Genomic DNA, 12,446 nt, shown 5'->3' on the forward strand with positions numbered 1-12,446 from the left:
CACCGCAGGAAGTGGCATCAAGACTGAATCATGGGGAGAAGTTGTATATGCTGGATGTTCGGGAGCCCGAGGAATGGGCTGCGGGTCACTTAGAAGGCGCCAAGCATATTCCGCTTGGGCAGCTTACTGGACGTCTGCATGAGCTTGATAAGTCGAAGGAGATTATCGTGATTTGCCGTAGCGGCAATCGCAGCGGCCTTGCGTGTGAATTGCTGAGTGAAAAAGGATTCGACGTGGTGAATATGACGGGAGGCATGAACGACTGGAATGATGTTGTCCGCTGATCTCCGGCAAAACCATATAAATGGCCCGTGTTCAGCATAAGTGTGGGTTCCGGCAGCTGTTAACGGTACAAGCTCATGCTTTTCTGAAACAAGCGAAAGCTAAAGGATGTGAAAACTATGCAAATGGGAACAATCATCAATTTCGTTATCATCGTACTGTTTGGATGGTTTGTATTTTCGAGGTTAAGACCGGTTAAAGGAATCCGGAACCTAAACGCGCAGGAGTTTAGCAACGAAATGAAAAAGCCGGTTAAACCCCTGCTGATCGATGTCCGTGAACCGGGTGAATTTAAGGGAGGATTTATTGCCGGGGCGCAAAATATGCCACTGTCCCAACTGCCCGGATTGCTCACTGAAATCCCGAAGGATCAACCGGTGCTCCTCTACTGCCGTAGCGGTATGCGCAGTAAAAGCGCGGCGAAGATGCTGCTTAAAAATGGGCACAAGGAGCTGGGACATCTAAAGGGTGGTTTGAGCGCCTGGAACGGTAAGCTGACGCGTAAGTAATATTCATGATTATGTTTGGTTAATCTATGGCGAGATCAAATACGGGAGGCTGACATGCGATGTTTCATTACACGGTTGAAACGACCAAAACGATTGAACAAGCGATTGAAGCTCTGACGGAAAATCTGAAGGCGGAAAAGTTCGGCGTCCTTTGGCGGTTGGACATGAAGGAGAAGCTTCACGAAAAGGGTGTTGAGTTCGATATGCCGTATGAGATCCTGGAGGTTTGTAATCCGGTTGAAGCTAAACGGGTATTGTCTGAAGATGCGTTGGTCGGATATTTCCTGCCGTGCAAGCTGGCTGTGTACGTGGAGAACGGAACAACCAAGATCGGTATGCCCAAACCAACGGCATTGATCGGGTTGGCAGAGAACGATGCCTTGATGAGCATTGCATCCGATATCGAAAAGCGCCTGACGGCATGTGTGGATAAGAGTATATAAACGGATACGATAATCCTATTTTCCCATACGATAGTAAAATCAACTAAACCGCTTACATGATAACATGTCGGTAAGTTGGCCGTGAACGATAGACAAATGAAATGCTGTCAGCTGAGAAGGCTGATGGCATTTTTTTTATGAATCGTATATCGGTCAAACTATTCTCTGCAATCCGGATCTGCCTAACCGGGTTCAGGACCATGGGAGGGAACAGGTTATGTCAAAAACGATTGTAGCTGTGATCGGCTGCGGGACCATTGCCAACAATGCGCACATCCCGGCGTACATGGCGAACAAGGATGCCGAGATCAAGTATTTCTGCGACATTCGCAAGGAGCGGGCTGAGAAAGCCGCCGAGCAGTACGGTTGCGGCACGGCGGTGGAGGATTATCAGGTCATTTTGGAGGACCCGGACGTGGTGGCGGTATCGATCTGCACGCCGAACAACGTTCATGCTCAGATCGCGATCGACTGCATGCGCGCAGGCAAGCATGTGCTGTGCGAAAAGCCGGCGGCTCGGACGTACCGGGAGGCGCTGGAGATGCAGAAGGTACAGCACGAAACCGGTATGACGCTGAACATCGGCGTCGTCAACCGCTTCAATAAAGGCGTCAACATCATCAAGCAGATGATTGAAAGCGGCGAGCTCGGCGAGCTGTACCACGTCGTGGTCAGCTTCCGCGCCCATCGCTCTATTCCCGGGCTCGGCGGTGATTTTACGACCAAGGCGGTCGCCGGCGGCGGGGCGCTGATCGACTGGGGCGTTCATTATCTGGATATCGTCATGTACTGCGCGGGCGATCCGCGGCCGAAGACGGTGACGGGGCAGGCGTACTCCAAGCTGGGCAAGGACATGCAAAATTACGCTTACCTGAACATGTGGGCGGGTCCTCCAAACTATGAGGGCAGCTATGACGTCGACGACTTCGTGACGGCGATGATTCGGACTGAAGGCCCGACGATTTCGGTCAACGGCGCCTGGGCGCAAAACATCGGCGTGGAAGAAACGTACATTGATTTCCTCGGTGACAAGGCGGGCATTCGCCTTCAGTATGGTCAAGAGTTTAAGCTGTATTCGGCGAAGCACGGCGCATTGATTGAAAGCACGCCGAACTATCCGAAGACCAATGCGTTCCAGGAGGAGATCGACGGCTTTATCGCGGGCATCCATTCCGGTGAAAAGCTGCCGTCGCACATTGACACGGTGATTTTGACTGCGCAAATGATCGAGGCCATTTACCAATCCTCTGAAGAAAGCTGCGAGATTTCCTTAACGGAAGCTGGAGTGGCGCAGGCATGAAGAAAATCGGCTTTATCGACTATTACCTGGACGAATGGCATGCCAACCAATATCCCGGATGGATCAAGGACGCCTCGGGCGGGGCGATGGAGGTCGCCTTTGCGTATGCGGTCAAGGACGCGGAGCATGGGATGACCAATCGGGAATGGTGCGCAAAACACGGCGTGACGTGGTGCGACACGATCGAAGAGGTGATCGCCCAAAGCGACTATCTGATCGTGCTGTCGCCTGACAACCCGGAGCAGCATGAGGCGCTGGCGGAGCTGCCGCTCGCTTCGGGTAAACCGACGTACGTGGACAAGACGTTTGCCCCGGACCGGGCAGCCGCCTTGCGCCTGTTCGAGCGGGCCGCGCAGCATCACACACCGCTGTATTCCTCTTCCGCGCTGCGTTATGCCGAAGAATACGGGGGAATCGAGCGCGCGGGGATACGGGTGATATCGAGCCTTGGTCCGGGCTCGTTCGAGAACTACTCGATCCACCAGATCGAGCCGATTGTCGCGCTTATGGGTACAGACGCGAAGCGCGTCATGTTCGTCGGCACAGAGGCTGTGCCGGCACTGCTGATCGAGTTCGCGGGCGGCCGGCAGGCCACGATTCAGCAGCCGGGTCAGGGCTGCCCGTTCATGATGGCCGTCAACTACGATTCGGGTACCTGCCGCGTCGTTCAGCCGGCATCGGATTATTTTCAGCGCTTCATTCAGGATTTGGTGGCGTTTTTCGAGACCGGACAAGTGAGCGTGCCGCCTGCCGAGACAATCGCCATTATGTCGATCATCGAAAACGGCCAAATCGCCGCCAAACAGCCGTATCGCTGGATCGATCTGCCGGAGAGCCGGTAAGCGGCAGGAACAGAACAAAGCAGCCATTATCGCGGAGAACGGGAATGGCTGCTTTGCGTTGCGCCTGACTCATGTAGGATGGCAGCATTCAATCTCCATGGAGACTCGCCCCTCAGCGCACGATGGCGCTGGAAACGAGTCTCCGGAGATTTTTTTGCATTGGAATGGGTTCGCCAGTAGCCATATGCTAAATCCCCTTCGATTTTTCAACCGGCATGCCGCCGGGCTTTTTCCGAACCAGCCGATCCATGACCCGCCTGCTCCACGGACTAAGTGTTGCCAGCGTGGGAGCATCGACGAACCGGCAGAAAAGATGGGCTAATGCAAAGATAAAAGGAGTTGTTAGGATAACGGTGAGGACTGTGCTAAGGCCGTAAGAGAACAGGAGGTGGAACTGATAGAACAGATAGGAACCCAGCGAGCAAATGATGGTGAAGTGAACCAAGTATAAAGAGAAGGATATCATGCCGAGGTAGAGGAAGGGCTGCCGGCCGAACAGTGACTTGAGGCGGGGCGAGATGAGCAGGGCCGTTAAGGTCAGGCAAGCGCCCAGCGTATGGTAGAACACGAAGAACGAAAAGGTGGACGAGCCTTTCCATACCAGGATGGAGTAGATGGTGTTCTCGGTCCCCACGTAAGGGAAAGAGCCGAGATAAAGTCCAGCCCCCAGAAACAGGGGAGCGCTCCAAGGAGGAAGAACGGCGGTCAGCCGGTTGCGGCCGCTGTACGTCAAGTCGCTGAGCGCCATGCCGAGCACGAACCCGAGGTAATAGGAATCGGCGAGAAGCACCGCTAGAGCGGCATAACCGATGATCCGCAGCCTGAAGCGGCCGAGGGTCAGCAGAAACCCGAAAATAAGGAAGGAACCCAGCAGCTCATAGGTCATGGTCCATAACACAGGATTGTAAGCGGATCCATATGTGAAGAAGGTGTGGTACAGCGCCTCCCGGATCATGTCGAGTACACGGGGGCTGGCCGTGAAGGGATCGGGCATCGACGACTGGGTCGTTTGGCGGATGTCGTCATAAAATCCCCAGCCCAGCCGCGTAACCGCGAAAGCGAGGAGTACGGACAGCGAAGCCGGAATGGCGAGCCGGAAAAACCTGCGCAACGCGGATGCGTAAATATGCATTTTGTCCTTCGTGAGAAAATAGCGCCAGCTCAGCACGTATCCGCTCAGTACGAAAAAGACACAAACTGAGAAGTTGCCGTTGAATATCAGGTTCAGCGGCGTTCGCGCGGCCAAGCCTTCAAAGGGAAAGTGGGCGATCTCCGGTTTTCCTTCGAAGACAGACGGCGCGAAGACCTGAAAAAAATGGGACACCACGACTACGCAGGCCGCCAGTCCTCTTAAACCATCCAAATAAGCGATTTTAGTCTTCATGCAAGTGCGAGCCTCCCTCGATTTTTGAATCCCATTCTAGGCGATTCGCGAGGGGAAAGATTGTACTTCCGTATCAAATGAGAGGAGTCGTGCCGAATGAAAAAGCTCGATATCGATCGATTGACCCGCGCCGGAGTCATCTATTTCAACTCGAAGCTCGAGATGCTGGAGAATCTGCACTGCAAGATGTACCGGATGAACGCCCTCGTCAGCCTGTCCACCCATTTCCATGACTATTATCAGATCTGGTACGTGTCCAAAGGCGAGTTCGTGCATACGATCTCCAACCGGCAGTACCGGATCCGGCAAGGCGATTTGTTCCTCGTTCCCCCCTTTACGCTGCACCGCGTGCAGGCTTTCGAGACAGAGGGGGAGATCCTCGGCTGTGAGTTTATGCCGTCCTTCATCAACGAGCGCTTCGCGGATCCTTCGGGAGAGCGGAGATTTTTCGACGCCGAGTATTTGAAGCATTTCTCACAGTCGGACTGCACGCCGCATTCGCAGATCGCCTTCGACGGCGTCACGGACGGCAGAATCCGCGGCCTGCTTCAGGATATGCTCGGGGAATACGAGGAGCGGACGCCCTTCTTTGAAATCGTCCTGAAGGCCAGCCTCCTGCAGCTGCTGTCGATCATCATCCGCCAGGTGAACGGGGACGAAAGGTACCGCGACACGATGAACAAGGTCGTCGAATACATCGACCGGAATGCGCATGAGGACATCAAGCTGGAGCATATCTGCGCCATATCCAACATGTCGAAGCCGACGATTTGCCGGCTGTTCAAAGAGTGGACGGGCAAGACCTTCAACCGCTATCTCGTCGATTTACGGATATCCAACGCGCTCGTCCTGCTGCAGCGGCCGTCCATGTCCATCACGGACGTATGCTATGCCACGGGATTCAACGAGCTCGCGTATTTTTGCCGGATTTTCAAAAAATACACGGGCATTTCCCCGAATCAGTTCCGAAAACAGGTGATGGGCAAGCCATTTTAAGTTTTAACGATAATCCAATTACTAGAGACAATAGTGAAATTAACTAAAACGCTTACATGATAACATGTGGGTAGTTGACGGCGGCAAGCGCGCTTTGGCGGGCTGCCGCCCCAAGATTAAGGAGGGAAGAGACATGATGCGAAAAGGGAGTACATGGGGGCTCATGATGGTTTTCCTGCTGGTCGCGGTCCTGTCGGGCTGCGGCGGCAAAGATGCGGCAGAGGGCAGCCAGGAAGGCGGCGAAGCGAAGGGCGGCGATGCCCCGAAAGAGAAGGTGCAGCTGAGCTTCTGGTACGGCTGGACCGGCATGGAGGCTGAAGCCCTCGAGAAATTGATCAAGAAATGGAATGATGCCAATCCGGACATTCAGGTAAAGGGGCTGTCCCAGAGCGATTACCAGAAGCAGCTGACGGCGATTACCGGTGGCAATCCGCCGGACGTCGCGTCTAACTTCGGTCAGGATGTCGTGCCGTGGGGCGAACGCGGGGCCATGATGCCGCTGGACGATTTTATCAAGAAGGATAACGTCGACCTCGGCGACTTCGTGCCTGCTGCACTGAGCTCTTCCCAATCGAATGGAAAAACATACGCTTTACCGATCGCGATGCACGTCTCGATGCTTTTCATAACAAGGAGCTGCTGGAAAAGGCGGGCTTTAGCGGGCCGCCGGAGACGATGGGCCAGCTCAAGGAGTACATTGCGAAGCTGAGCGTCAAGGAGGATGGAGGCAAGCTCCAGCAGCTGGGCCTGTGGCCCGGCGTCGATGCCTATACGTTCAGCTACGCTTACGGCGGCTCCTATTACGATGCGGATAAGAAGCAGGTCACGCCCGACGATGCGGGGGTCAAGAAGGCCGTAGAATTCGGAAAAGGAATCTGGGATCAATTCGGATCGAAGGAGCTCGATCGCTTCGCGTCCGGTTTGGGGCAGTACATGTCGCCGCAGAATCCATTCTTTACGGGCAAATACGCGATGACGATCGACGGCGAATGGCTGCCGACGTTCATCAAGCAGTACGCCCCCAACCTGAAATACGGCATTGCGCCCATTCCGTACGATGAGAGCAACCCGAGCCTGAAGGACCCGGGCAACGTCTCGACCAGCGTATTTTACATTCCGAAAGGCGTGAAGCATCCGGAAGAATCGTGGCAGTTCCTGAAATGGATGACCGAGCCGGAGCAGATGGCGGAGTTCACTGCGGCCATCGGCAATCTGCCGACCCGAACCTCACTGCAGACACATGAAATTTACAAGGAAGTACCGGGCTTCCAGGAGTTTTTACAGTATTCCTCCAGCCCAAACCTGCATTCCTTCCCGGCTACGTCCTTTTCGACGGAGTACATGACCGAATTCTCGAACCAGTATAACGCGATCCTGCGCGGGGAAGTCGGCTTGGACGAAGGATTGAAACGGGTGAAGGACAAGATCCAGCCCTTAGTCAAATAATCCGGTTCTTTACATCCGGGCTCGGTCCGCTCCTGGGCCGGGCCCGCATTCCAACAATCACGAGGAGGACGTGCAGATGATTGAAACGATATCCTCAGCGGCGCCTAGGCGGAGAAGGGGCTGGACGAGGAAGGAGTGGCATTATTTTTGGCTGGGGCTGATCTTCGCTTCCCCATGGATCATCGGGTTTCTGATTTTTACCGTGTATCCTTTCTTCAGCTCCCTCTACTTTAGCCTGACGGAATACGATCTATTCAATCCGCCAAAATGGGTGGGTATGGACAATTACGCCGCGATCATGAAAGACCGCAGCTTCTATAAATCGATCAGCAACACGCTGTTCATGGCGTTCATATCCGTTCCGGTCACGCTGTTTAGCTCACTGCTTATTGCGCTGCTGTTGAATTTCAAGGTGAAGGGCATCCGCTACTACCGCACGATCTTTTATCTCCCGGCCGTCATTCCCGGCGTGGCGAGCGCCCTGCTCTGGACCTGGATGCTGAATCCGGACTTCGGCTTGGTCAACATTTTTTTACGCTGGGTGCATCTTCCCGATCCGGCCTGGCTGCTCGACCCCCGGTTCACCAAGCCTTCCCTGATCCTGATGGGACTGTGGGGCTCCGGAGCGGGTGCGCTCATTTTTCTCGCGGCGCTGCAAGGGGTTCCCCAAACCTACTACGAAGCGGCCCAGGTCGATGGCGCCAACTGGTGGCACCGGTTCTGGAGAATCACGGTACCGGCGCTGTCGCCGATCATTTTGTTCCAGCTGATTATGGGACTCATCGGGGCTTTTCAAATTTTCACGGAATCCTACATTCTGGCGGGTGGCAAGTCAAGCGGCGGCGCTCTCGGCGGGCCGGGGCAGTCGTTATTGTTCTATGCCGTCAATTTGTACCAGGAAGCCTTTATCAATTTGAAAATGGGATACGCCTCGGCGCTGGCCTGGATCCTGTTCGTGATCGTCATGCTGATTACGCTGCTGGTCCTCAAAACGTCCAAACGCTGGGTCTACTACGGGGGTGAATAGCGGATGAGCACTGGCAAGCTGTTTCGCACGAAAATTTTTCCACATACGATGCTGATTTTGTTCGCATTCTTTTTTCTCTTTCCGTTCGTTTGGCTCGTGTTCACTTCGCTCAAGTCGTCGAACGAAATTTTTGAACTGCCGCCGCGCATCCTGCCGGAATCGTTTCAATGGTCGAATTACAAGGCCGCGTTCGAAACGGTGCCTTTCGGACACTATATGCTGAACACCCTGGTTATCTGCGTCGTTTGCATTATCGGGCAATTGTTTGCCTCCCCGCTGGTGGCCTATTCGATCTCCCGGATTCCGTGGGTGGGGAGCAAGATCATTTTCGCGATCGTCCTGGCAACAATGATCCTGCCCTCACAGGTGCAGCTGATTCCGCAGTACATCATTTTCGCCAAGCTGGGCTGGGTCAACACTATCCTGCCGCTGACGATCGGGGCCTTTTTCGGCGCACCGTTCTACATTTTCTTATTGAGGCAATTTCTCTTAGGCATCCCCAAGGAGCTGTCCGAAGCCGCGAAAATGGATGGTGCATCCGAGTTCCGTATCGCTGACGCTCGGTCTGCAGGGATTCCAGCAGGATCACGGGGCGCAATGGGAAAAGCTGATGGCCGCGTCGACGATCATGGCGATTCCGATGATTTTGCTCTATTTTTTCGGACAGAAGTACTATATGCAATCCGGATCTGCTTTTACGGGGTTCAAATGATTCATGCACCCCTTGGCGATCTCAAAGGGAAGGCAAGTTTGTGCCGCATATATAAAGGCTGGTTGGAAACTCCAATCGGCCTTTTTTCAATTCTCCAACCTTGTAACTTTGCCCCGGCTCACAGCGTCCATAAGACAGTAGGTAAATTTCGTTAAAAGCTGGGAGGATATCGATTATGCGAAAATGGACTATGGCCGCTGCCGGGCTGCTGCTCGCCGGGACGCTCGGGAGTGCCTGGACAGGCCCGTCCGCGTGGGCTCAAACCTCCGGACCGAACGCAAATTATTCGAGCCCGGGCTCGGAATTTTATGTGACGAATCCGATACCGCTCGCCAAGCCAAAATGGACGGCGGCGCTCGATGCGCCGAAGGACTCGTCCGCCTCCAATCCTTCCGTAGTTATAGCGGGGCAAGGGAAGGTCTACTACATCGCGGGCGGCAAGCTGACTGCGAAGGAGGCCGCTACCGGGAAGACGCTGTGGTCGTTCGGGACAGGACTTGGCCATGCAACCCTCACGAGTACCGACGAAACGAAACTCTATGTCGGCGCCAAAGACGGCTCGGTCTACCGGGTCGATAAGACGACCGGCAAGGGCACACGCATCTACCGTGCTCCATCGGGGCATGCGCCCGAGATATCCATGGACGGCGGGACCTTGTACGTCTTTGCCGGCGGTTCACTCATCTCGGTCGATCCTGCTACAGGCAAGGAGAAATGGCGGAATCAGGACGGTAAGTCCCTGCCTCAGCGCGTCGGTGGAACGCTGCTCTCGGGCGCCGTGGAATCGGGAGCGATCACCGTCTATACAACTTATGGGATCGATCCAGCCACAGGCAAAACGCTGTGGCGGCTGCCGGGTGATCATACGGGGCTTCTCAAGTCGGAAGGGAATAAGCTTTACTTCGAGGACCAGTGGCCGAATGCTGATTATGTGGAGACTGCGGCGAACATCGACGAGGTGGATGTGAAGACCGGCAAGATTACGGCAAGCAAGAAGTTTGTTGCCTTAAAGGCAGACGATAACCCGGTCTATCCCCCATATAAAGTGGTGATGAATGGCAATGATGTCTATGCGGCCGTTGCCGGCGATGGTGTCTTCCGCTTCAATTACGACGCCGATCCCGCTGTTGTGAAGCCGGAATTGATAGCGGATCGGGGAGAGTTCATCGCGGGCCCCTATAATGGCAAGCTGTTTTTCCTGGATGAGGACAGCCGCGGGATTCATGCGCGCAAAATCGTAGATCGTTCGTATGTTAATTATAACGGCCCCGATAATCCGGCCAGCCGCATCGATATGATTCAATCCGGCTTGTACGTCGGCCAGAGTGACGGTACCGTCTATGCGCTGAACGTCTCGACGGGGAAGGCTTTGTTCCGTGCGCAGACGAAGGCGCGCAGTTACGGAGCTTTTCAGGTTGAGGGCGGCATGCTGCTCGTCCAGGCGGAAAGCCAGCTGTATGCGTACACGCTGCCTTCCGAATTGGCGAAGCCCGCTGCTGGGGGCAGTACGGCGGGAGCCTTCGCGAAGTCGGATGCCAAGGTTACGCTGGATGGGAAGGCACTTCCGCTGCGGGTTGGAGCGGGTGTCATGTCGGCAGACAACCGGATGTTCATCCCGTTCCGGTCGCTGACGGAAGCGCTCGGAGCCAAGGTCGCCTACGACGCCAAGACGAAGCGGACGACTGTGACCTACGGAACGCGCGTTTTCTCGATCGCCGACGGCTCCCCTTTTGCTCTCATAGAAGGGAAGCAAGCCGCACTGTCTTACTCCCCGGCGACGCTGAACGGCTCGCTCTACGTGCCGATCAAGGACTTCGGTGATCTGCTGGGTGTGCAGGTGAAATGGAACGCCGGCAAGGGTACGGTGGAGGTAACCAAGGAGGCCGCCGCGAAATAACGTTGGCGGATCCTCGCGGTTAGAGCAGGAGTAAGGAACACAGAACGAATGGAAAAATTCCTATTGTCCTTAAGCAGCCTAATGTATACTGAAAACGGCGGGATGACCGCCGTTTTTCCACATTTACTTTACAGAAATGAAGGTTAATCGGAGTTGATTTTTAAAGACAAACCAAGGACAATGGAGATGAGCATAAAATGAAAGTAATCGGTCTTATTGGCGGAATGAGCTGGGAATCTTCTGCTTTGTACTATCGAATGGTCAATGAAGAAGTAAGAAGTAGGTTAGGCGGGCTGCACTCTGCGAAATGCCTGTTATATAGTGTTGATTTTGAAGAAATTGAACGTTACCAAGCGGAAGGGGCCTGGGAAAAGGCGGGAGAAGTGCTAGGCCAAACCGCACGCGCTTTGGAAAAAGGGGGCGCTGACTTTATCGTCATTTGCACCAATACGATGCATAAAGTTGTCGATGATATTCAGTCCAGGATCCAGATCCCCATTTTGCATATAGCGGATGCTACAGCAGCCCAAATCAAAGAAAGCCAGATTCAGACGGTTGGGCTGCTTGGCACGAAGTACACTATGGAACAGGATTTTTATAAATCACGCCTGGAGCTGAACGGGATTCAGGTAATCGTTCCAGATCGGGATGACAGAGAGGCCGTAAACAAGATCATCTACGAAGAGTTATGCCTGGGCAAGATTCATCAGGAATCCAGAGATTATTATAAAAAGGTTATTCAAGGCTTAATCGAATCCGGAGCCGAAGGGATTATATTAGGCTGTACAGAAATTGGACTACTGGTGAAGCCGGAAGACGCAGAAGTTCCTCTGTTTGACACAACCTACATCCATGCTTGCGAGGCTGTAAATATGTCTTTGAAAGCGTGAAACTTGGAGCTGAATCCCGTACGGACCAATTAAAATAGGAGTTCATCGACAGCGCGCCCGCCATGGCGCGTTTTTTAAATTATATAGAGTTTGGAGAACGCCAGTACAGCCAAAAAATATTTAAAGAAATTTCCCGGCCGATGTTGTCACATCCCATCCTCACTCCCCGTCATACGGGTAAAATCACCGAAAGGGATGATCGAGATGGAGATGGAATACGATTATGATGTGGCGGTAGTTGGAGGGGGCATAGCAGGTCTGACGGCAGCGGTGTATGCGGCGAAGGCGGGGAAACGGACGATTCTGATCGAGAAGCAGGAGCGCCTCGGCGGGCGAGCCATCACGGTGAAAAAGAAGGGAGCATACTTCAATCTGGGCGGGCATGCTCTGTATCACGGCGATGCTTTTGCGACCTTCCGCGAGCTTGGGCTAAGTTTGCAGGGAGGCCAGCCCTCCACCGATGCATTCGGCATTTGGAACGGGAAGCTGGTGACCATGCCGATGGGGGTCAAATCGCTCTTCACCACGCCGCTGCTGTCCTGGAAAGGGAAGGTGGAGCTCGCCTCCTGGCTGGCGAAGCTTGGCAAACTGGATACGCTCCGGTACGAGCGGGCCAGTCTCCGGGAATGGCTGGAGGGGAATATCAAGGACCCCATGCTGCGACATTTATTTTATTCGCTTTTTCGTACGGCAAGCTACGTGGTAGCGCCGGATCTGC

At 54.2% G+C, this 12,446-nt stretch carries 11 protein-coding genes and 2 pseudogenes; 12 read left to right on the forward strand and 1 reads right to left on the reverse strand.

Annotated elements, in window-relative coordinates; all coding sequences use genetic code 11:
* The 5 genes from CPT76_RS19730 to CPT76_RS19750 all read left to right on the forward strand — a co-directional run.
* Positions 1-284: rhodanese-like domain-containing protein (locus CPT76_RS19730; protein ID WP_105444172.1), on the forward strand; the 284-nt coding region annotated here is incomplete at its 5' end.
* Between the two features lie 123 nt (positions 285-407).
* The gene (locus CPT76_RS19735) at positions 408-791 is read left to right on the forward strand and encodes a rhodanese-like domain-containing protein (RefSeq protein WP_308737638.1); all 384 of its coding nucleotides are present in this window, start codon (positions 408-410) and stop codon (positions 789-791) included.
* A 59-nt stretch (positions 792-850) separates the two neighbouring features.
* A complete protein-coding gene (locus CPT76_RS19740) occupies positions 851-1,234 on the forward strand; it encodes a DUF302 domain-containing protein (RefSeq protein ID WP_105444174.1) in 384 nt (127 codons plus the stop codon).
* Positions 1,235-1,451: 217 nt separating this feature from the next.
* Entirely contained in the window at positions 1,452-2,534 is a 1,083-nt protein-coding gene (locus CPT76_RS19745; RefSeq protein WP_105444175.1) for a Gfo/Idh/MocA family protein, read from the forward strand.
* Positions 2,531-3,376: a Gfo/Idh/MocA family oxidoreductase gene (locus CPT76_RS19750; RefSeq protein ID WP_105444176.1), complete on the forward strand. Its 846-nt coding sequence runs from the start codon at positions 2,531-2,533 to the stop codon at positions 3,374-3,376. The genes CPT76_RS19745 and CPT76_RS19750 overlap by 4 nt, the downstream gene beginning before the upstream one ends.
* Before the next feature lie 187 nt (positions 3,377-3,563).
* On the opposite strand, the gene CPT76_RS19755 is transcribed toward CPT76_RS19750, so the two are convergent.
* Positions 3,564-4,760, reverse strand: a complete 1,197-nt coding sequence (locus CPT76_RS19755) for an acyltransferase family protein (protein ID WP_105444177.1) — start codon at positions 4,758-4,760, stop codon at positions 3,564-3,566.
* Between the two features lie 96 nt (positions 4,761-4,856).
* Here CPT76_RS19755 and CPT76_RS19760 point away from each other — a divergent pair, with 96 nt between their 5' ends.
* The 7 genes and pseudogenes from CPT76_RS19760 to CPT76_RS19790 form a co-directional block, all read left to right on the forward strand.
* The gene (locus CPT76_RS19760; RefSeq protein WP_105444178.1) at positions 4,857-5,756 is read left to right on the forward strand and encodes an AraC family transcriptional regulator; all 900 of its coding nucleotides are present in this window, start codon (positions 4,857-4,859) and stop codon (positions 5,754-5,756) included.
* 307 nt (positions 5,757-6,063) lie between these two features.
* Positions 6,064-7,202: pseudogene (locus CPT76_RS19765) on the forward strand (ABC transporter substrate-binding protein).
* 76 nt (positions 7,203-7,278) lie between these two features.
* Positions 7,279-8,229: a carbohydrate ABC transporter permease gene (locus CPT76_RS19770; RefSeq protein ID WP_094597123.1), complete on the forward strand. Its 951-nt coding sequence runs from the start codon at positions 7,279-7,281 to the stop codon at positions 8,227-8,229.
* Between the two features lie 3 nt (positions 8,230-8,232).
* Positions 8,233-8,941: pseudogene (locus CPT76_RS19775) on the forward strand (carbohydrate ABC transporter permease).
* A 175-nt stretch (positions 8,942-9,116) separates the two neighbouring features.
* Positions 9,117-10,838, forward strand: coding sequence for an outer membrane protein assembly factor BamB family protein (locus CPT76_RS19780; RefSeq protein WP_105444179.1), 1,722 nt, complete (start codon positions 9,117-9,119; stop codon positions 10,836-10,838).
* A gap of 197 nt (positions 10,839-11,035) precedes the next feature.
* Positions 11,036-11,728: an aspartate/glutamate racemase family protein gene (locus CPT76_RS19785; RefSeq protein ID WP_105444180.1), complete on the forward strand. Its 693-nt coding sequence runs from the start codon at positions 11,036-11,038 to the stop codon at positions 11,726-11,728.
* 204 nt (positions 11,729-11,932) lie between these two features.
* Positions 11,933-12,446: FAD-dependent oxidoreductase (locus tag CPT76_RS19790; protein WP_258168667.1), on the forward strand; the 514-nt coding region annotated here is incomplete at its 3' end.

It is taken from the genome of Paenibacillus sp. AR247, assembly GCF_002968895.1.
Classification (GTDB): Bacteria; Bacillota; Bacilli; order Paenibacillales; family Paenibacillaceae; genus Paenibacillus_AQ; species Paenibacillus_AQ favisporus.

Excerpts from the sequence above, each read along its gene's own strand:
- CPT76_RS19760 (WP_105444178.1), top strand. The coding sequence starts at position 4,857 with ATGAAAAAGCTCGATATCGATCGATTGACCCGCGCCGGAGTCATCTAT.
- CPT76_RS19735 (WP_308737638.1), top strand. The coding sequence starts at position 408 with ATGGGAACAATCATCAATTTCGTTATCATCGTACTGTTTGGATGGTTT.
- CPT76_RS19780 (WP_105444179.1), top strand. The coding sequence starts at position 9,117 with ATGCGAAAATGGACTATGGCCGCTGCCGGGCTGCTGCTCGCCGGGACG.
- CPT76_RS19745 (WP_105444175.1), top strand. The coding sequence starts at position 1,452 with ATGTCAAAAACGATTGTAGCTGTGATCGGCTGCGGGACCATTGCCAAC.
- CPT76_RS19785 (WP_105444180.1), top strand. The coding sequence starts at position 11,036 with ATGAAAGTAATCGGTCTTATTGGCGGAATGAGCTGGGAATCTTCTGCT.
- CPT76_RS19750 (WP_105444176.1), top strand. The coding sequence starts at position 2,531 with ATGAAGAAAATCGGCTTTATCGACTATTACCTGGACGAATGGCATGCC.
- CPT76_RS19740 (WP_105444174.1), top strand. The coding sequence starts at position 851 with ATGTTTCATTACACGGTTGAAACGACCAAAACGATTGAACAAGCGATT.
- CPT76_RS19755 (WP_105444177.1), bottom strand. The coding sequence starts at position 4,760 with ATGAAGACTAAAATCGCTTATTTGGATGGTTTAAGAGGACTGGCGGCC.
- CPT76_RS19770 (WP_094597123.1), top strand. The coding sequence starts at position 7,279 with ATGATTGAAACGATATCCTCAGCGGCGCCTAGGCGGAGAAGGGGCTGG.